At 62.3% G+C, this 17,938-nt stretch carries 15 protein-coding genes; 6 read left to right on the forward strand and 9 right to left on the reverse strand.

Annotated elements, in window-relative coordinates; translation table 11 throughout:
* Positions 1–66: 66 nt before the first annotated feature.
* The 7 genes from HUS66_RS12235 to osmF form a co-directional block, all read right to left on the reverse strand.
* The gene (locus tag HUS66_RS12235) at positions 67–1,788 is read right to left on the reverse strand and encodes a dihydrolipoyllysine-residue acetyltransferase (RefSeq protein ID WP_175071193.1); all 1,722 of its coding nucleotides are present in this window, start codon (positions 1,786–1,788) and stop codon (positions 67–69) included.
* 28 nt (positions 1,789–1,816) lie between these two features.
* Entirely contained in the window at positions 1,817–2,794 is a 978-nt protein-coding gene (locus HUS66_RS12240; RefSeq protein ID WP_175071194.1) for an alpha-ketoacid dehydrogenase subunit beta, read from the reverse strand.
* Position 2,795: 1 nt separating this feature from the next.
* Entirely contained in the window at positions 2,796–4,031 is a 1,236-nt protein-coding gene (locus HUS66_RS12245) for a thiamine pyrophosphate-dependent dehydrogenase E1 component subunit alpha (protein WP_175071195.1), read from the reverse strand.
* A 322-nt stretch (positions 4,032–4,353) separates the two neighbouring features.
* On the reverse strand, positions 4,354–5,115 hold the full coding sequence (locus HUS66_RS12250; protein ID WP_175071196.1) for an ABC transporter permease: 762 nt from the start codon (positions 5,113–5,115) through the stop codon (positions 4,354–4,356).
* Complete coding sequence (locus tag HUS66_RS12255) at positions 5,105–6,241, reverse strand: betaine/proline/choline family ABC transporter ATP-binding protein (protein ID WP_175071197.1); 1,137 nt, start codon at positions 6,239–6,241, stop codon at positions 5,105–5,107. Before HUS66_RS12255 ends, HUS66_RS12250 begins: the two co-directional genes overlap by 11 nt.
* The gene (locus HUS66_RS12260) at positions 6,234–7,424 is read right to left on the reverse strand and encodes an ABC transporter permease (protein WP_340162760.1); all 1,191 of its coding nucleotides are present in this window, start codon (positions 7,422–7,424) and stop codon (positions 6,234–6,236) included. The genes HUS66_RS12255 and HUS66_RS12260 overlap by 8 nt, the downstream gene beginning before the upstream one ends.
* A gap of 26 nt (positions 7,425–7,450) precedes the next feature.
* Positions 7,451–8,359, reverse strand: a complete 909-nt coding sequence (osmF, locus tag HUS66_RS12265) for a glycine betaine ABC transporter substrate-binding protein OsmF (RefSeq protein ID WP_175071198.1) — start codon at positions 8,357–8,359, stop codon at positions 7,451–7,453.
* A gap of 56 nt (positions 8,360–8,415) precedes the next feature.
* On the opposite strand from osmF, the gene HUS66_RS12270 reads away from it, so the two are divergent.
* Positions 8,416–9,501, forward strand: coding sequence for a DUF1853 family protein (locus HUS66_RS12270; protein WP_254628811.1), 1,086 nt, complete (start codon positions 8,416–8,418; stop codon positions 9,499–9,501).
* Between the two features lie 57 nt (positions 9,502–9,558).
* Here the strand turns inward: HUS66_RS12270 and cysS are convergent, their stop codons facing one another.
* On the reverse strand, positions 9,559–10,944 hold the full coding sequence (cysS, locus tag HUS66_RS12275; RefSeq protein ID WP_175071199.1) for a cysteine--tRNA ligase: 1,386 nt from the start codon (positions 10,942–10,944) through the stop codon (positions 9,559–9,561).
* Between the two features lies 1 nt (position 10,945).
* Positions 10,946–12,625 carry a glutamine--tRNA ligase/YqeY domain fusion protein gene (locus HUS66_RS12280; RefSeq protein WP_175071200.1) on the reverse strand — a complete coding sequence of 560 codons (1,680 nt, stop codon included), beginning with the start codon at positions 12,623–12,625 and terminating at the stop codon, positions 10,946–10,948.
* A gap of 177 nt (positions 12,626–12,802) precedes the next feature.
* Here HUS66_RS12280 and HUS66_RS12285 point away from each other — a divergent pair, with 177 nt between their 5' ends.
* The 5 genes from HUS66_RS12285 to HUS66_RS12305 all read left to right on the forward strand — a co-directional run bounded on the left by HUS66_RS12285 (position 12,803) and on the right by HUS66_RS12305 (position 17,895).
* Positions 12,803–13,315 carry a peptidylprolyl isomerase gene (locus HUS66_RS12285; protein WP_175071201.1) on the forward strand — a complete coding sequence of 171 codons (513 nt, stop codon included), beginning with the start codon at positions 12,803–12,805 and terminating at the stop codon, positions 13,313–13,315.
* 133 nt (positions 13,316–13,448) lie between these two features.
* A complete protein-coding gene (locus HUS66_RS12290) occupies positions 13,449–14,225 on the forward strand; it encodes a UDP-2,3-diacylglucosamine diphosphatase (RefSeq protein ID WP_175071202.1) in 777 nt (258 codons plus the stop codon).
* 114 nt (positions 14,226–14,339) lie between these two features.
* A complete protein-coding gene (locus HUS66_RS12295) occupies positions 14,340–15,266 on the forward strand; it encodes a recombination-associated protein RdgC (RefSeq protein WP_175071203.1) in 927 nt (308 codons plus the stop codon).
* A 49-nt stretch (positions 15,267–15,315) separates the two neighbouring features.
* Positions 15,316–16,476 carry a 1-acyl-sn-glycerol-3-phosphate acyltransferase gene (locus tag HUS66_RS12300; protein ID WP_282847282.1) on the forward strand — a complete coding sequence of 387 codons (1,161 nt, stop codon included), beginning with the start codon at positions 15,316–15,318 and terminating at the stop codon, positions 16,474–16,476.
* A 204-nt stretch (positions 16,477–16,680) separates the two neighbouring features.
* Positions 16,681–17,895 carry a cation diffusion facilitator family transporter gene (locus HUS66_RS12305; protein ID WP_175071204.1) on the forward strand — a complete coding sequence of 405 codons (1,215 nt, stop codon included), beginning with the start codon at positions 16,681–16,683 and terminating at the stop codon, positions 17,893–17,895.
* The last annotated feature ends 43 nt before the right edge of the window (positions 17,896–17,938 follow it).

The raw sequence follows: 17,938 nt of genomic DNA on the forward strand, positions 1-17,938 counted from the left end.
TCGCCATCCCTGGCGAAAGACCCTCGCGTCCACCTGCCCCACCGCCGGCAAGTCGGCATACATTGCCTAGCCAAGGTGCAGCATCATGCTCTGCGGTGACTCCAAATACCCCTTCCAGCGATTGACGAAACGAGCGATGGTGCCACCGTCGATCAGGCGATGATCGCCCGACCAGGTCGCGGTCATGATCGCTCGGCTCACCACCTGGCCGTCGGCATCGAAGCGCGGCAGCCGTTGGGTCTTGCCGATCGCCACAATGGCTACCTCCGGGGCATTGATGATCGGGGTGGCGTAGGTGCCACCCAGGGCACCGATGTTGGAGATGCTGATGGTGCCCCCCTTGAGATCGGCCTGTTGCACGCGGCCTTCCCGTGCTTCCTGAGTCAGCCGGGCGATATCGCCAGCGATGGCCAGCAGGCTCTTGCGCTCGACGCCTTTCACATTGGGCACCATCAGGCCGACACGGCTATCCACCGCCATACCGATATTACAGGCGCTCTGGTAGTGAATCTCGGTCGCCTCATCATTGAGACGGCTGTTGAGAATCGGGAATTCCTGCACCGCAAGCGCCAGGGCCTTCATGAAGAAGGGCATTAAAGTCAGCCTCACCCCCAGCGCCTCGGCATCGGGCTTGAGGCGTTCGCGCAGCGCCAGCAGTTCGGTGACATCGATTTCGTCACCGTAGGCAAAATGCGGGATGCTGCTGGCCGACGCCACCATGCGCCGCGCCATTACCGCTTGAACACCCTTGAGGGGCTCGATGCGCACCTCGCCCACCGCGGAGGTTGCATCGGCTGCCGACGGCGCAGGCATTGCAGTAGACGTTGCTTGGCGATGCTCGCCGCCCTGTCCGTCTTGTGCGCCCTGTTCGAGGAAACGAAGCACGTCGTCCTTGAGCACCCGGCCATGCTTGCCTGACCCGGGAATATCAGAAAGGCTCAGCGCATGCTCTCGTACCAGCCGGCGCACCGCCGGGCTCGCCGGAACCCGCCCGAAAGCCCCCTGGCCTTGGTTTGAGGCACGCCCTTGCTGTGGCGCGCTCGACGACGACATCGCGCCCTCATCAACAGCGTCTGGCTGTCGGCGCTCCTGAGGACGGCTCTCTTGAGGACGGTTCTCTTGCGGCTCGGCTGCTGCGGCAGACCCGGCGGATATGGACGACGCCTCTGGTTGATAGGCAAACAGCGGTGAGTGCACCCGCGCATGCTCGCCCTGCTGATAGTAAAGCCGGCTCACGCGGCCGGCCTCCGGCGCGGTGATCTCCACCAGCGCCTTGTCGGTCATGACATCGACCACCGGCTGGTCTTCGGCGATCTCATCGCCTTCCTGGATACGCCACTCGACGATCTCGCACTCGACGATACCCTCGCCGATATCCGGCAGGATAAAGTCGACAGCGCCGGCCGCAGACGTTATGGCCCGAGTGTCGTGTTCCCGTGGCGTTGGCGCCTTATCAGCAGCAGTATGGTGCTCTGGGTGCGAGGAATCCGGCGCCGCAGCTCTTTCCTCTTCCGGACTTGGCTCTGATTGCCCTTGCCCCGCCTCGCTGCCCTCGTCTCCCACCAGGGCAAAGAGCGGCGCATGCACCTTGGCGATGTCACCCTCTCGGTAATACAGCTGGGAGACCCGGCCGTGATAGGGGGCAGGAATCTCCACCAGCGCCTTGTCGGTCATCACCTCGGCCACGGGCTGATCTTCCTCGACCACATCCCCCTCACTGACTAGCCACTTGACCACCTCGCACTCCACGATACCTTCGCCGATATCGGGCAGCATAAAATCGCTCATCATTGCTCTCCTGTCCGGATACCGGGTGCTAGTACGCCACGCTGGCCTTGATCGCCTCGAAGACCTTGAGGCGATCGGGCAGGTATTCCTTCTCCAGCGTCAGCGGGAAGGGCGTGTCCAGGCCGGTGACTCGGCTGATCGGCGATTCCAGGTACAGGAAGCAGCGCTCCTGGATGGTGGCAGCGATCTCGCCGGCGAAGCCGCCGGTCAGCGGAGCCTCGTGGCTGATCAACAGCCGGCCGGTCTTCAAGACCGAGGTCGCCACGGTCTCGACGTCCCAGGGCAGTATGCTGCGCAGGTCGATGACCTCACAGGAGATACCTTCCTTCTCGGCAAGCTCGGCGGCCTGTTCGATGACTTCCATCTGGGCGCCCCAGGCCAGCAGGGTGATATCACTGCCCTCCTTGATCACCTCGGCCTCGCCTAGAGGAAGCTGGTAATCGCTCTCCGGCACCTCGCCGGTCGAGGCGCGATAGAGCCGCTTGGGCTCGAAGAACAGCACCGGATTGGGATCGCGAATCGCCGCCAGCAGCAGGCCCTTGGCCTGGTGCGGATTGCGCGGCACTACGACCTTGAGGCCTGGGGTATGCGCGAAGTAGGCCTCCGGCGACTGGGAATGATAGAGGCCGCCGGCGATGCCGCCACCGTAAGGCGCGCGAATGGTCAGGCCGCCGACATTGAACAGATCCCCCGACCGGTAGCGGAACTTGGCCGACTCGTTAACGATCTGGTCGAAGGCCGGAAAGATATAGTCGGCAAATTGGATCTCCGCCACCGGCGTTGAGCCCTGGGCGGCCAAGCCATTGGCGAAGCCGATGATGCCCTGCTCAACCAGCGGTGTATTGAAACAGCGCGCCTTGCCGTACTTTTCCTGCAGGTGGCTGGTGGCGCGGAAGACACCACCGAAGCCGCCGACGTCCTCGCCGAAGCATAGCACCCGCTCGTCGGCGGCCATGGCGATATCCAGCGCCTGATTAATGGCCTGCAGTAGATTGAGATTCGCCATCTCAGTGCCCTCCCTGGCCGTTCTCGGTGCCCGATGAGTTAGCCATCTGGGCCGAAGGTTCGGTCGAGCATTGAGCAGCACTCTTGGGATAGGCCTCTGGATATAGCCGGATATGGGCTTGAAGCTTGGCAAGCTGCTCGTTCAACTGCGGCGTGGGGGTATCGTAAACATCGGTGACCAGGCTCTCCAGGGGCGGCGCCGGGCGCTTCTGGGCTACCTTCATGGTCTCCAGTACCTCACGACGCAGGCGCTCCTGCAGGGCCTTCTCTTCTTCATCGTTCCACCACTGGCACGATTCCAGCCAGCGACGCAGCCGCAGGATCGGGTCTTTTTCCCGCCAGGCCTCTTCTTCCTTCTTGCTGCGATAGCCCGAGGGATCATCGGAAGATGAATGGGCCGCCAGGCGATAGGTCATGGCTTCGATCAATACCGGCTGATTATGCTCCACGGCCAGCCGACGCGCCTCCATGGTGGCCTGGTAGACCGCCAGTACATCGTTGCCATCGACCCGGATGACTCGCATCTTGTAGCCGAAGGCTCGGGGAGCGACACCATCGGCGGCGAATTGCTCGACCGCCGGGGTAGAGATCGCATAGCCGTTGTTGCGACAGAAGAAGATCACCGGGACCTTGTGCACCGTGGCCATGTTCAACGCCGCGTGGAAGTCGCCCTCCGAGGCGGCCCCCTCGCCAAAATAGGTGATGGTGCAGTGGCCATCGCCCGCGAGCTTCTGCCCGTAGGCATAGCCGGTGGCCTGCGGAATCTGTGTCGCCAACGGCGAGGAGATGGTCATGTAATGCAGCTCGGCCGAGCCATAGTGGATCGGCATCTGGCGTCCCTTGCCGTAGTCACGCGCGTTGCCGAACATCTGGTTCATGAATTCGTCGCAGCTGAAGCCGCGATAGGCCAGCGCCCCCTGTTCGCGGTACTGCGCCATGATCATGTCTTGGTCATCCAAGGCCGCGGCACTGCCAATCACTGCGGCCTCCTCACCGGTGCACTGCATGTAGAAAGAGAGCCGACCTTGGCGCTGGGCGGCCAGCATGCGCTCGTCGAGCACGCGGGTGAAGACCATGGCGTGGTAGATGCGCAGCGCCTTGTCGCGATCGAGATCGGGCGCCACGGCCCCTTCAAAGAGGCTGCCGTCCTGCTTGAGCAAGGCGAAGGTATCGATCGAAAACTCATCGCCCTTCAGAAAGGTCGGGGAGTGAACGAGCGAGGAAGTGGTTGTTGTCATGATGCTCTTCCCTGGGGTGATGGTGAAAAGCCTCACGCCCCTTGTGAGGGCATGGTTATTCAGAAGGTAGTCATAAACCCAAGCGATGGCATACCGGCTGGTGACCATCAGCCACCTAAAGTTTACGTTAACGTAAGATAGAGCCCGATATGGGGCGCTGTATAGCCACGGTGCCTGAGACCATGGTCGCAGGCGTCATAAATGGTCCGTCATCCGCTACAAGCAAGTAGCAAGGGACGAGCAGGAGGTACCGAAACAGCTTGAGATACGATGGGGAAAAAGCGGGGAAGCGGCTCGAGATAAGAGTTCGATAGGGAAACAGTCAGCGCCGCGAGGGCAACAGGCGCGCAAAGACGCTGTCGATGGAAAGCGCCAGCACGCCGATCAGGATCGCACCCTGCAGGATGTAGGCGGTGTTGCCATTGATGATGCCGGCGATGATCGGGTCCCCCAGGGTCTTGGCGCCGATGGTCGAGCCGATCGCCGCGGTGGCGATCCCCACCGTCACCGAGGTGCGGATACCGGCCAGAATGACCGGCGCGGCCAGCGGCAGCTCGAGCTGCCAGAGCACCTGGCGTGGCGACATGCCCATGCCGCGAGCGGCCTCGCGGGTGGCGGGATCCACCTCGCCGATACCGACCAGGGTATTGCGCACGACCGGCAGTAGACCGTAGAGCACTAGCGCCACCACCGTCGGTAGCCCGCCAAAGCCCAGCCAGGGCACGGCGAGCGCCAGCACCGCGACCGGCGGAAAGGTCTGACCGATGGAGGCCAGCTGACTGACCAGTGGCAGAAAATCGCGCCCCCAGGGCCGGGTGACCATGATCGCGGCACTCACCCCGCTCAGGATGGCAATGGACGATGCCCCGGCCACCAGCAGCAGGTGATTGGCCAACAGATCGACGAAGGCATCACGACGATAGATGGGCTCACGGGCCTCGGGGTCGAGAGCCGCGAACAGCGACCCCAAGTGCGGCATGGCGACAAGCAGCATGCCCAGCGCCGCGAACCAGCCAAGTGGCGCCGACCAATGTCGCCAGGTCAACAGGTCAGAATCGCTCAGGATAGCGGGATCATTCCTCATGCCGAGGCCCCCGGTCCTGGGATGGTGACGTTTGTTCGGCGCCATCCTCAACCTTGGCCTTATCTTCGACCGCATCGCCGTCATCACTGCTAGAAGCAGGCTGGTTGTAGGCTTGATTGGAAGACTGGTTGGAGGACTGGTTAGCGGGCTTGGCCGAGGCGGCAGGAAGCAGGTTCTTGCGATGCATGATGTCATCGACCCCCAGAGTGCCTACGGTGCGATCCCGCTCATCCACCACGGTCAGACTGGAAAGGCGGTGCAAAAGCATCAACGACAAGGCACCACGCAAGTCGTCATCTGCACTCACGGCCGCCGCCGTGGTCTGGCGACGCGCACCGGTCGGGTGCATCACGTCTCGCACAGGTATCAGCCCCGCCTGCTTGAGGCCTCGATCACGCCCGCCCAGCAGCGATTCCACGAACGCATTCTCCGGCGCCGTCAGCAAGTCCTGAGGGCTACCCTGCTGCACGACCTTCCCGCCATCCATGACCACGATGCGATCAGCGAGCTTCATCGCCTCTTCCATGTCGTGGGTGACGAAAACAATGGTCTTGTGCAACCGCGCCTGCAGTCTGAGCAGCTCGTCCTGCAAGGACTCTCGGGTGATGGGATCCAGTGCGCCGAAGGGTTCGTCCATCAGCAGGATGTCCGGGTCGGCGGCCAGGGCCCGGGCCACGCCGACCCGCTGCGCCTGACCGCCCGAGAGCTGATGGGGATACTTACCGGCGAACTCGGTTTCACTGAGCCCCAAAAGTTGCATCAGCTCGCGGGTCCGCTTCTGGATACGCTCGGCAGGCCATTTCAGCAGCCGTGGCACCAGGCCGATGTTGCGGGCTACCGTCCAATGCGGGAATAGCCCGGTACTCTGGATGGCATAGCCGATGCGTCGGCGCAGCGCCTGCTCATTGATCTCGCGAATCGGCTGACCGTCGATGTGAATCTGACCGTCACTGTGCTCGATGAGACGGTTGATCATGCGTAGCGTGGTGGACTTGCCACAGCCCGAGGTGCCCACCAGCACACAGAGTTCTCCAGGCGCGATGGCAAGCGATAGGCCGTCAACGGCGGTGTCCTCACCGAAGCGTTTGGAAACATTCAGCAGCGCGATACGCACCTGATCAGTCATGACGAACTCCTTGTCGCAGGGCGCCGGCCAAAGCAGTCAGCAGGCCATCGACGATCACGGCCATGGCGATGATCGGCAAGGCACCCAGCAGCACCAAATCCATGGCGGCCTGTCCCAGGCCCTGGAAGACGAAGGTACCCAGCCCCCCGGCACCGATCAGCGCCGCGACTGCCGCCAGGCCAATCGCCTGGATGCTGGTAATGCGCACGCCCTCGATCATGACCGGCAGTGCCAGCGGCAAGCGCACCTGGAGGAATATCTGGCTTGGGCTCATGCCCATGCCCCGGGCCGATTCGATAATCCCGGTGTCGACATCACCCAGTGCCACAAAGGTATTGCGCGTCATGGGTAGCAGGCTGTACCCCACCAGGGCGATCAGTGCAGGGGCCGCGCCGATGCCCTGTACGCCAAGCGCGGACAGCCATTCATAGCGATCGGCGAGCCAGGCCAGCGGCGCCAGCAGCAGACCGAACAGTGCAAGACTCGGAATGGTTTGAATCAGGCTCAGAACCCCGTTGATGCCTCGCTCGAGGAGCGGCCAGCGGCGCATGGCCAGCGCCAGGGCAAACCCCATGACCAGGCTAAGCCCTACCGCCGAGGTCACCAACAGACTGTGGTACACAAGCGCTTCGCTAAACTTGTCGCTTCGCCCCAGATATTCCTGCATCAGGGCCAGCTTATCCAGCGCCCCGCTGGCAAGCGACAGGCTCCAGGCCCCGAGCATCAGGGCACCAAGCCCCCACCAACTGCCCCGCGGCAGCCGCAGGCTCGCCTTGAACTCGATCAGCGCCAGCATAAACACGAACAGCAGCACCCAGAACCCCGCCGCCAACCCCACTCGGGCGTAGGGCGCATCGGGGTCGATAAAAGCACGGCAGAAAGCGGCCAGCCCAAAGGGTAGAGCGAGCATGGCCAGCACGACCAGGCATAGGGCCCAGCGCATTCTGAGCGTCGTCGCCCGCCAGGCAAGGCCGCCGACTGCCAGCGGCAGTAAGGCCAGCAGCACACCGGCAGGCCCCATGATCGCCCATAGATTCATGCCCTGCCCCGGCACGATGCGATTGGGCTGAACGCTGGCGATATCCAGCCACCCAAGCGCCGCAAGTGCTACCGGCATCAGGGCCAGCAGCACCCGGTTAGGGGACGCCGAATGCGGCTGTGACACGGCAGAAGAAGCCGACACGCTTGCGAGAGCCCGCCCAGAAATGCTTATTGCTCAAGCTGGTCGAGGAAGTTCGCCGCGACCTTGGCCGGGTCGGCGCCGTTGACGGCGACTTCACCGTTCAGGCGCTGTAGCGTCTCGAGATCCAGCGCCTCGAACACCGGCGAGAGCAGTTCGGGAATCTGCGGATAGTCATCGAGCACCTCTTGGCGCACCACAGGGGCCGGCTGATAGACCGGCTGTACACCCAGGGTGTCCTTGAGCACGCGAAGGTCCAGCGCATTCAGGCCACCATCGGTGCCATAGGCCATGGCGGCATTGACACCATTGGTTTGCAGTGCGGCGGCGCGCAGGGTGGCGGCGGTGTTACCGCCGGAGAGCACCACCAACTGGTCGGAGTCGAGGTCGAAGTCATAGGCTTCCTCGAATGCCGGCAAGGCCGCCTCGGATTCGACGAATTCAGCGCTGGCGGCGAACTTGAACTCCCCTCCTTGAGCAAGATACGTCGATAGATCCTCGAGGGACTCGAGGTCATGCTCCCGGGCCAGATCACCGCGCACGCTCATTGCCCAGGTATTATTGGCCTCGGCGGGGGTCAGCCACACCAAGCCATTGGCCTGGCGATCCAGCTCACTGACCTTGGCATGCGCCTCGGCGGCCTTCTTCCATACCGGGCTGTCTGCCATGTCGAAGAAAAAGGCACCGTTACCGGTGTACTCGGGGTAGATATCGATTTCGCCGGCGATGATCGCCTGACGTACGATGCTGGTTCCGCCAAGCTGCAAACGGTTTTCCGTCTCGATGCCGCCGGCTTCCAGCGACTGCATGATCAATTCTCCGAGCACCGAGCCCTCGGTATCGATCTTCGAGGAAACCACCACTGGGGCGGCCGCCTGTGCCTGCCCGACCATGGCACTGGTTGCCAATGCCGCTATCCATGTCAATGTCCGCTTCATCGCCCCTACCCCAGTGGTATGCAAGTATTCAGGCAGTATAAGGAACTGACGTTACAATGTCAGGATGGATAGGCCGGCATGACATCAACGCTAAACGCCTGTCCTGGCTTGAGGAATCGATGGACGACGACAGTGTAGTAAACCCCGACGGCATGCTGAACACTTGGCGCCACCCGCTGGTGCGGGACCTGGGCTGGCTGTGTTTGATCGCGGACTTGCTGCGCATGCCCTGCCCTGGGCGGCCGGGGCTTGATGAATTGGGGCTGTCAAACGGTGGCTGGCGAGATTACCTGGATCGGCTGGAAGCTGCTCCTCAGGCACTAGAAGACTGGGTAGGCGGCGCCATGAACGCACGCCTGGGGCACTATCACGAACGGCTCTGGCAGTTCCTGCTCGAGAGCTCACCCAATACCCGGCTGTTGGCCCACAACCTGGCGGTGATGCGAGAACGGCGCACCCTGGGTGAGTTGGATATGGTCTACCGGCAAGCGGGGCGCCAGCAGCCGATCCATCTGGAAGTCGCGATCAAGTTCTATCTGGGCCTCACCGAGGGCCCCGGCGAAGCCACTGACCAGGCGCGTTGGGTGGGGCCCGGATGCGCGGACAGTCTGGCTGGCAAGCGAAGCCACCTCTTCCACCACCAACTGCCGCTGATCGACACCCCGGAAGCGCGTCTCGCCGTCAATGCGTTCACCAGCGATATGCCGAGCGGGCTCAATGCCACAGAGCATGAAGAGATACGACTGGGGCAGCGCATGGCGATGCCTGGCGTGCTCTTCTATCCCTGGCGGCGCGACGCGGATCAACCCTCACTCCCGCCGCCCGTCGAAGCCACCCATGAGCACCTGCGCGGCCATTGGCTCGCCTGGCATGACTGGCCAGCCTTTCGCGCCGGCCTAACGGCGGACACACGAGGAGCCTGGCTGCACAAGCCTCACTGGCTGGCGCCGCCGCTACCCGAGCAACTCCGGCCACTCAAGGAAGTCGACGCCTATCTGGCGAAGCGCTTCGCCACCGGAGCCGCCCCGCTGCCCCTGGTCCTCCAGGATGAGGATGACAGGTGGCATCGGCTGTTTGTGGTCGGCGACGACTGGCCGCGCAGACTGCCACTGCCGCCTGCCCCGGTGGCCTTCACTCGCTGAAACGAGTGAAGGCCGGGCATCGCCTTAGTCACGACTTAGTCACGACTTAACCACGACTTAGTCGCGATCGACGACCCAGGTCGTACCCTCGCGGGAATCCTTGAGAGTGATACCCAGCGCCGTGAGCTCCTCGCGGATGCGATCGGCCTCGGCGAAGTCTTTGGCCTTCTTCGCCGCTGCACGCGCCGCAATGCGCGCCTCGATCTCGTCCTCGCCAATGGCAAGCGCCGTGGCGCCCGCCTGCAGGAAGGCCGCTGGGTCCTGATCGAAGAGCCCCAGCACCTCACCCAGGCGCTTGAGTTCGAAGGCCAGCGCCGGGGCAGTCTCGGGAGCCTCTTTCTTGGCCACGTTCAGCTCACGGGCCAGATCGAAGAGCGCCGCCAGGGCCTCGGGGGTATTGAAGTCGTCGTCCATGGCCGCTGTAAAGCGCGCATCAAAGCGGGCCTCTACCTGACCTTCGGCCGCCTCGACGCCGTTCAGGGCGTTGTAGAAGCGCTCCAGCGAGCGGCGAGCGTCATCCAGAGCGTCCGGCGCATAGTTGATAGGGCTGCGGTAGTGGCTGGCCACCAGCAGGTAGCGCACTACTTCCGCATCATGCACCTCGAGCACCTCGCGGATAGTGAAGAAGTTGCCCAACGACTTGGACATCTTCTCGCTGTCGACCCGCACCGCGCCGGCATGCATCCAGGTATTCACGTAGTGCTGACCCGTCGCCGCCTCGCTCTGGGCGATCTCATTCTCATGGTGCGGGAAGGTCAGGTCCGGCCCACCGCCGTGAATATCGAAGGTATCGCCCAGGCAGCAAGTCGACATGGCCGAGCACTCGATGTGCCAACCGGGCCGCCCTTCACCCCAGGGCGAGGGCCAACTGGCCTCGCCCGGCTTGGCGGCCTTCCACAGCACGAAGTCCAGCGGGTCTTCCTTATGCTCACCCACATCGATACGTGCACCGGAGCGCATCTCATCCGGGTCGCGGTTGTTGAGCTTGCCATAGTCGGCAAACTTGCGAACCCGGTAGTAGACATCGCCATTGTCGGCGGCGTAGGCAAAGCCCTTGGCGATCAGCGTCTCGATCATCGCAACGATGTCATCGATATGGCGGGTAGCGCGCGGTTCGTGATCCGGACGCAGCACCTTGAGACGGTCCTCGTCCTCGTGCATGGCGCTGATCATGCGCTCGGTGAGCGCGCCGATCGCTTCGCCGTTCTCCTCGGCACGCTTGAGGATCTTGTCGTCGATATCCGTGATATTGCGCACGTAATTGACGGCGTAGCCCCGCGAACGCAGGTAGCGCGTAATGACATCGAAGGCCACCATCACCCGGGCATGCCCGATATGGCAGTAGTCATAGACGGTAATGCCGCAGACGTACATGCCAAGCTTGCCGGGTTCGATCGGGGAAAGCGGCTCCTTGCGGCGCGTCAGGGTGTTGTAAATCTGCATATCAGCCCTTCTTCTGTGCCTTGGCCCAACCATCCTTCAATCCCACGGTGCGGTTGAATACCAGCTTGCCGTCGGCGCAGGCATGACGGTCGGCGCAGAAATAACCGACCCGCTCGAACTGATAGCGCGACTCGGGAGCGGCGTCACGAATCGAGGGCTCGGCGATACCCTGGACGGTCACCAGCGACTCTGGATTCAGGTGCTCCAGGAAGTCGGTTTCCTTGTCCTTGTCGGGTTGCTCGACCTGGAAGAGGTTGTCGTACTGACGCACCTCGACCGGCACGCCGTGCTCGGCGCTGACCCAGTGGATGACGCCCTTGACCTTGCGGCCCTCCGGGTTCTTGCCGAGAGTCTCGAAATCCACCGAGCAGCGCAGCTCGCTGATCTCACCCGCATCGTCCTTGATCACCTCATCGCAGCGGATCACATAGCCGTTGCGTAGCCGCACTTCCTTTTCGGGCGCCAGGCGGAAGAACTTCTTCGGCGGCTCCTCCATGAAGTCGTCCTGGTCGATCCAGATCTCGCGCGAGAACGGCAGCTTGCGGGTGCCCATGTCATCACGGGCCGGATGGCCGGAGACCTCGAACACCTCGTCGTGATCGTCGGGCACGTTGGTCAACACCACCTTGAGCGGTTTCATCACGCACATGGCGCGCGGCGCATTGTCTTCGAGGTCCGAACGAATGGCGTGATAAAGCATGCCAATCTCGACCAGGCCGCCGTCGGCACGGGTCACGCCGATCATGTCGCAGAACTTGCGAATCGATGCCGGTGTATAGCCGCGGCGGCGCATGCCGGAAATCGTCGGCAGGCGTGGGTCGTCCCAGCCATCGACGATACCCTGATCCACCAGCAGCTTGAGTTTGCGCTTGGAGGTAAGGGTGTAATTCAGATTGAGGCGTGCGAATTCGATCTGCCGCGGCTTGGCCGGTACCGGCAGGTTGTCGAGGAACCATTCGTAGAGCGGGCGGTGATCCTCGAACTCCAGTGTGCAGATCGAGTGGGTCACGCCTTCGATGGCGTCCGACTGGCCGTGAGCAAAGTCGTAAGACGGGTAGATCTTCCACTTTTCGCCGGTCTGGTGGTGGCTGGCATGGCGAATGCGGTAAAGAATCGGGTCGCGCAGATTGATGTTGGGTGACGCCATATCGATCTTGGCGCGCAGCACCTTCTCGCTCTCGGCGAACTCGCCCTGTTTCATGCGCTCGAGCAGATCGAGGCTCTCATCGGCGCTGCGCTCGCGATAGGGGCTGGGCCGACCGGCCTCTGTCAGGGTGCCGCGATACTCGCGGATCTCGTCCGGCGACAGGTCGTCGACATAGGCCTTGCCTTCGCGAATCAAATGCTGCGCCCAGGCATAGAGCTGATCGAAGTAATCGGATGCATAGCGCACGCCGCCGGCCCATTCGAAGCCCATCCAATGCAGGTCTTCCTTGATGGCATCGATGTAGGCCTGCTCTTCCTTGGCCGGGTTGGTGTCATCGAAGCGCAGGTGACAGTCGCCGCCAAACTGCTCTGCCAGGCCGAAGTTCAAGCAGATCGACTTGGCATGGCCGATATGCAGGAAGCCATTGGGCTCCGGCGGAAAACGGGTAACGATCTTGTCGACCTTGCCAGCCTCGATCTCTTCGCTGATCTGATTGCGAATGAAGTTCGGGGCGCTGGTGCTGTCATTGCTCATGGGGCGTCTAGGAACCTCTTGATGGAGTACGCTGGCGACAGGCCGGCCCTCTCACCCATCCAAACTGACATGGACGGATGGCGGATGCCGACTTCGCGCGTCGATGCAAAACAGCTATTATAGCGCGACGCAGATGCGCAACGCCAAGGCGCCCACCAAGACTTCCGGGAAACTGACATGATTGTTCTCCAGACCAATTACGGCGATATCACCATTGAGCTCGATTTCGACAAGGCGCCCAAGACCGCCGAGAACTTCCAGCAGTACGTGACCGACGGGCACTATGACGACACCCTCTTCCACCGCGTCATCGACGGATTCATGGTTCAGGGCGGTGGTTTCGATACCGATTTCAATCAGAAACCCACTCGCGCACCGATCGAGAACGAAGCAGACAACGGCCTGAAGAACCGCAAGGGCACCCTGGCCATGGCGCGCACCCAGGATCCGCATTCCGCCACCGCCCAGTTCTTCATCAACATCGCCGACAACGATTTCCTCGACCATAGCGGCAAGAACCTGCAGGGCTGGGGCTACTGCGTGTTCGGCAAGGTGGTCGACGGTATGGACGTGGTCGACAAGATTCGTGCGGTACCCACCACTCGCCGCGGCATGCACGCCGACGTACCCGCCGACGACGTGGTGATTCAGCGCGCCTATATCAAGGATGACGCTCAAGGCGACGCCTGAGAGTCGTCCCCAGGAAGGACACGCCCGCGTTCGTGCGGGCGTCTCTCGTTTTATTGGCCGATTGGATTGGCCCGTCGTATCGATCCAGCCAGGCGGATCGAAAACGAACCGCATTTACATAAACAGGCTCGCCATGACGACTCTGCTGATTTCCGACCTGCACCTGCACCCAGGCGCCCCCGCGATCACCGATGGATTTTTTGCCTATCTGGAGCAGACAGCCAGCAAGGCGGACGCGCTGTACATCCTCGGCGATTTCTTCGAAGCCTGGGTCGGCGATGACATTCTCGACTTGCCGGAGTCTGAACCCAGCGGCAACGCCAGCCTCGTAAAGCGCGTCGCGACGGCGCTTTACGCCCTGAGCAGCGCCGGCACGGCGATCTATCTGATGCACGGCAATCGCGACTTCCTGATCGGCAAGCGCTTCGCCGATACCTGCGGCGCCACCCTGCTCGACGATCCTACCAAGCTCGACAACGACGGCGAGCCGGTCCTGCTGATGCACGGCGACAGCCTCTGCACCCGGGACGAGGCCTATATGGCGTTTCGTGCCCAGGCCCGCGACCCGCAGTGGCAGGCGCAGATCCTGGCCATGTCGATTCCCGAACGACTGGCGCTGGCCAAGCAGATCCGTGAACAATCGGGCGACGCCAACTCCAACAAGGCCGAAGACATCATGGATGTCACGCCGGAGGAAGTGGTCGAGGCCATGCAGGCGCATAACACTGCCCTTTTGATCCACGGCCATACGCACCGTCCGGACGTTCATGACCTCACGCTCGATGGCCAGCCAGCCAAGCGCATCGTGCTGGGCGACTGGCAGCCCGATCAAGGCTGGGATATCCGCTTCGAGACAGGTGAAGACCCCGAGCTGCGCGACTTCCCGCTTGACGCACCGCCCAGCGTCTGAGGCCTGGCAGTAACGCGCGCCTAGGCTCTAAAGAAATGCGCGCCGCCGGCCCAGCGCTGGCACCGAAGGCCCCCTTTGGCCATAATGTTGCTCCTTTTTTGTCAGAGACTTGCCATGTGGTTCAAGCACCTGCATCTCTATCGCCTGCATGAAGCCCCGCAGATCGCCCACGACGACCTGGACGACCAGCTCGCCGAACAGGCTTTCCGCCCACTAGGGGGTAGCGAAGCCACACGTTTGGGCTGGCGCACACCGGGCGGACGCGCCAGCGAGCGCCACCTCCATGAGATCCAGGGCCATCGCCTGCTGTCGGCACTTCGCCAGGAGCGCGTGTTGCCAGCAAGCGTGGTGCGCGAGGAAGTCGAGGAACGCTGTGCCGACCGCGAGGCCGCCGAGGGCCGCCCGCTGCCGCGCAAGGAAAAGCAGACGATCAAGGAACAGGTCTACGAGGAGCTGCTGCCACGCGCCTTCATCAAGAGCCAGAAGATAGACCTGTGGTGGGACACCCGCCGCGACCTGATCGCCGTCAACGCCAGCAGTCGTGCCCGTGCCGAGGAAATTCTCGATCTTCTGCGCCAGACACTGGGCAGCCTCAAGGTCACACCGCTTGCCACCCAGGCCTTGCCAATTCGTGCCATGACGGCCTGGCTCAAGGAAGCGGATACTCGCCCGACCGGGCTGATACTCGGCGACCAGGTCGAGCTCAAGGCTCAGGGAGATGATGGCGTGCTGCGAGCCCGGGCCGTGGATCTGGACAGCGAAGAGATTCAAACCCTGCTCGAAGGCGGACGCCAAGCCCACAAGCTAGCCATCGAGGTAGAGGGGCAGCTGTCACTGGTCTTGCACGATGACCTGGCGCTCAAGTCTCTGCGTTTTTCCGATGCGCTGCTCGATGAGGCCAGCCAGGCCAATGACGGTGACGACGCCATACTGCGAATGGAAGCCGACTTCGTGCTGATGGCGCAGACGCTGGCCGACGTCGTGGAACGCCTGGTCGGCTGGTTGGACGGCGAAGCCCATGCTGCCGCGCCCAGTCCATGATCGGCCCTAATGACCTCTTTTTAGTCTTCAACCTCGTGATTTCTTCATCGTGACCACAGATTCCGCCACAACAAAAGATCCCTTCGCCGATATTCGTCCCTACAAGGACGACGAGGTGGCCGAGGTCATCGTACGGCTGGCCAATAATGCCGAGCTGCTCGATGCCCTAACCCAGTTCAAACTGCCAAGGCTCGCCCGGCTAGCGCCACGCTTGGCACGCACCATCGCCAGCTTCGCCATCCGCCGCGAAATGCGGGGGGTAAATAGCGTTTATGATTTTCAGATGCGCATCGCCAGCTACATGCAGCGCATGATCCGCACCACGACCGATACATTCGAAGTGGAAGGCCTTGATCGCCTGGAGCATGACCAGGCCTATCTGTTCATCGGCAATCATCGCGATATCGCCCTCGACCCGGCCTTCGTCAACTACGCGCTCTATCAGGCTGGCCGCAGCACGGTGCGTATCGCTATCGGCGACAATCTGCTGCAGAAGCCCTATGTGTCAGACCTGATGCGCCTCAATAAAAGCTTCATCGTGCCGCGCTCGGCCAAGGGCAAGCGCGCCATGCTGGCGGCTTATCAGCAACTCTCAAGCTATATTCGCCATTCGATTGGCGAGGATAATCATTCAATCTGGATGGCACAGCGAGAAGGCCGCGCCAAGGACGGTATCGACCGTGCCGACCCGGCGATCATCAAGATGCTGACCATGTCTGGACGCCAGGCCGACAAACAGGCAAAGCTTGGCGATATCATCCGCGAGCTGCGCATGGTGCCCGTGTCGATCAGCTACGAGTATGACCCCTGCGACCTGCAAAAGGCCCGTGAGCTCTATGCCATGCATACCGAGGGCGCTTACCAGAAGATCGAGTTCGAGGACATTCGCTCCATCGTCGCCGGCATCACCGGCGCCAAGGGACGCATCAAGCTGACCTTCGGCACGCCACTGTCAGCGGATTTTGAAAGTCCTGAGGCAGTTGCCCAAGAGATCGATCAGCAAGTCATGAAAGGCTATCATCTCTTCCCGAGTCACCAACTGGCCCTCGAAGCCAGCGGACTGGCGCCAGATCTCGTCGACCTGACCGAGGTCACCGACATTGATCGCCAGCGTTTTCATGCCCGACTGGCAGAGGTTCCCACTCACCTACGTGACTGGTGGCTTGCCCAATACGCCAACCCGGTACTCAACCGCGCCGGTCGACTCTAGCTACGACAAGCCCGCACGATAGGGCCCGCCTACGCCCTATCGCCTGGGCGGTGCCCACTGCCCAGGCACCGCCCAATGCCGGGCACGACCGCGTTCTCAGCTACACTCTTTGCCACACCCTAAGCCACACTCTAGGCCACACTTTCGACCACACTCTCAGCCACCGGCTCCATCGCGATGGGCCACCCGTTTGAGGTAATCCCCATGGCTCAGCCCCCCACCTCGACTGGCGATCACGCTGTCAATAACACGGTCAACCACCCGGCCGACCGTCACGCTGCCGACACCCGGGCCGCACACCGGGTCACCCTGATTGGTGCAGGCATCGACTTCGTGGTGGGCATGCTCAAGCTGGTGGCGGGGCTAATGGTCGGCTCGGCGGCCCTGGTGGCCGATGGTATTCATTCCTTCTCGGACATCCTCACCGACATCTTCGTGATCGGGGCCACCCACTTCGGTCGTCAAGCGCCCGATAGCGGTCACCCCTATGGCCATGGCCGCATCGAAACGCTGGCGACGCTGTGGCTGGGCAGCATCTTGATCTTCGTTGCCGGCGCCATCGCCTGGGCCAGTCTTGAGCGACTTTTCAGCGGCACTCCGGTTCTGGCGCCAGGGCCTTGGGCCATCGGCATCGCCGTAGTGGCGCTACTCGCCAAGGAGTGGATCTACCGTTACACGATGAAGATCGCCAAGCAGGTAGGCTCCAAACTTCTCGAGGCCAATGCCTGGCACTCGCGCTCCGATGCGCTATCTACCGTGGTGGTGCTGGTTGGCCTGATTGGCGCTCAGTTCGGGGCCGGCTGGTTGGATGGCGCAGCGGCTGTCGTGGTCGCCGTCATGGTCGGCAAGATAGGCGGCTCGCTCTTGTGGGAAGCGAGCCAAGAACTGATCGACACCGCGCTCCCCGCCTCCGACCAGCAACGCATGCGAGAAACCGCCGCACAGGTCCCGGGTGTTCGCGGGGTGCACGACCTGCGCACGCGCACCGTCGGTGGCCAGATATTGCTCGACCTGCACCTGGTGGTGAACCCGCGCGTCACCGTCTCTGAAGCCCACGAAGTCGGTAATGAGGTCTGCCGGCAATTGCATCAGTCATTTCCCGACCTCAGCGATGTGACGTTCCACATTGACCCCGAAGACGATCAGTACGCACCACCGCAAAGCTGTCTTCATGCGCTGCCGCTACGTGAGGAAGTGGAGGCCGAACTCACCAAGGCCTGGTGCGGACTCGCCGCCTGGGAATCCAGGCTGACACTGGATTTGCATTATCTGGATCAGCACATCGACGTGTCCCTCTACGTCCAGCCATTGCAGCCCGAGGTTAACCTCGACGAGGCGGCCGATAGTCTGCGTAAACACGCTGCCAGCTTACCCTGGCTCGGCCGGTTACGTATTTGGCAGGGGCCAGGCAGGGCCTGATATATTCGCCTTGGCTTAAAAACCTCTCCTACAGGCCCTTCGG

Source organism: Onishia taeanensis, assembly GCF_013349955.1.
Classification (GTDB): Bacteria; Pseudomonadota; Gammaproteobacteria; order Pseudomonadales; family Halomonadaceae; genus Onishia; species Onishia taeanensis_B.

Bases quoted from the DNA above. Each gene is read 5' to 3' on its own strand.
- HUS66_RS12235 (WP_175071193.1), bottom strand. From the start codon at position 1,788: ATGAGCGATTTTATGCTGCCCGATATCGGCGAAGGTATCGTGGAGTGC.
- HUS66_RS12240 (WP_175071194.1), bottom strand. From the start codon at position 2,794: ATGGCGAATCTCAATCTACTGCAGGCCATTAATCAGGCGCTGGATATC.
- HUS66_RS12245 (WP_175071195.1), bottom strand. From the start codon at position 4,031: ATGACAACAACCACTTCCTCGCTCGTTCACTCCCCGACCTTTCTGAAG.
- HUS66_RS12250 (WP_175071196.1), bottom strand. From the start codon at position 5,115: ATGAGGAATGATCCCGCTATCCTGAGCGATTCTGACCTGTTGACCTGG.
- HUS66_RS12255 (WP_175071197.1), bottom strand. From the start codon at position 6,241: ATGACTGATCAGGTGCGTATCGCGCTGCTGAATGTTTCCAAACGCTTC.
- osmF (WP_175071198.1), bottom strand. From the start codon at position 8,359: ATGAAGCGGACATTGACATGGATAGCGGCATTGGCAACCAGTGCCATG.
- HUS66_RS12270 (WP_254628811.1), top strand. From the start codon at position 8,416: ATGTCAGGATGGATAGGCCGGCATGACATCAACGCTAAACGCCTGTCC.
- cysS (WP_175071199.1), bottom strand. From the start codon at position 10,944: ATGCAGATTTACAACACCCTGACGCGCCGCAAGGAGCCGCTTTCCCCG.
- HUS66_RS12280 (WP_175071200.1), bottom strand. From the start codon at position 12,625: ATGAGCAATGACAGCACCAGCGCCCCGAACTTCATTCGCAATCAGATC.
- HUS66_RS12285 (WP_175071201.1), top strand. From the start codon at position 12,803: ATGATTGTTCTCCAGACCAATTACGGCGATATCACCATTGAGCTCGAT.
- HUS66_RS12290 (WP_175071202.1), top strand. From the start codon at position 13,449: ATGACGACTCTGCTGATTTCCGACCTGCACCTGCACCCAGGCGCCCCC.
- HUS66_RS12295 (WP_175071203.1), top strand. From the start codon at position 14,340: ATGTGGTTCAAGCACCTGCATCTCTATCGCCTGCATGAAGCCCCGCAG.
- HUS66_RS12305 (WP_175071204.1), top strand. From the start codon at position 16,681: ATGGCTCAGCCCCCCACCTCGACTGGCGATCACGCTGTCAATAACACG.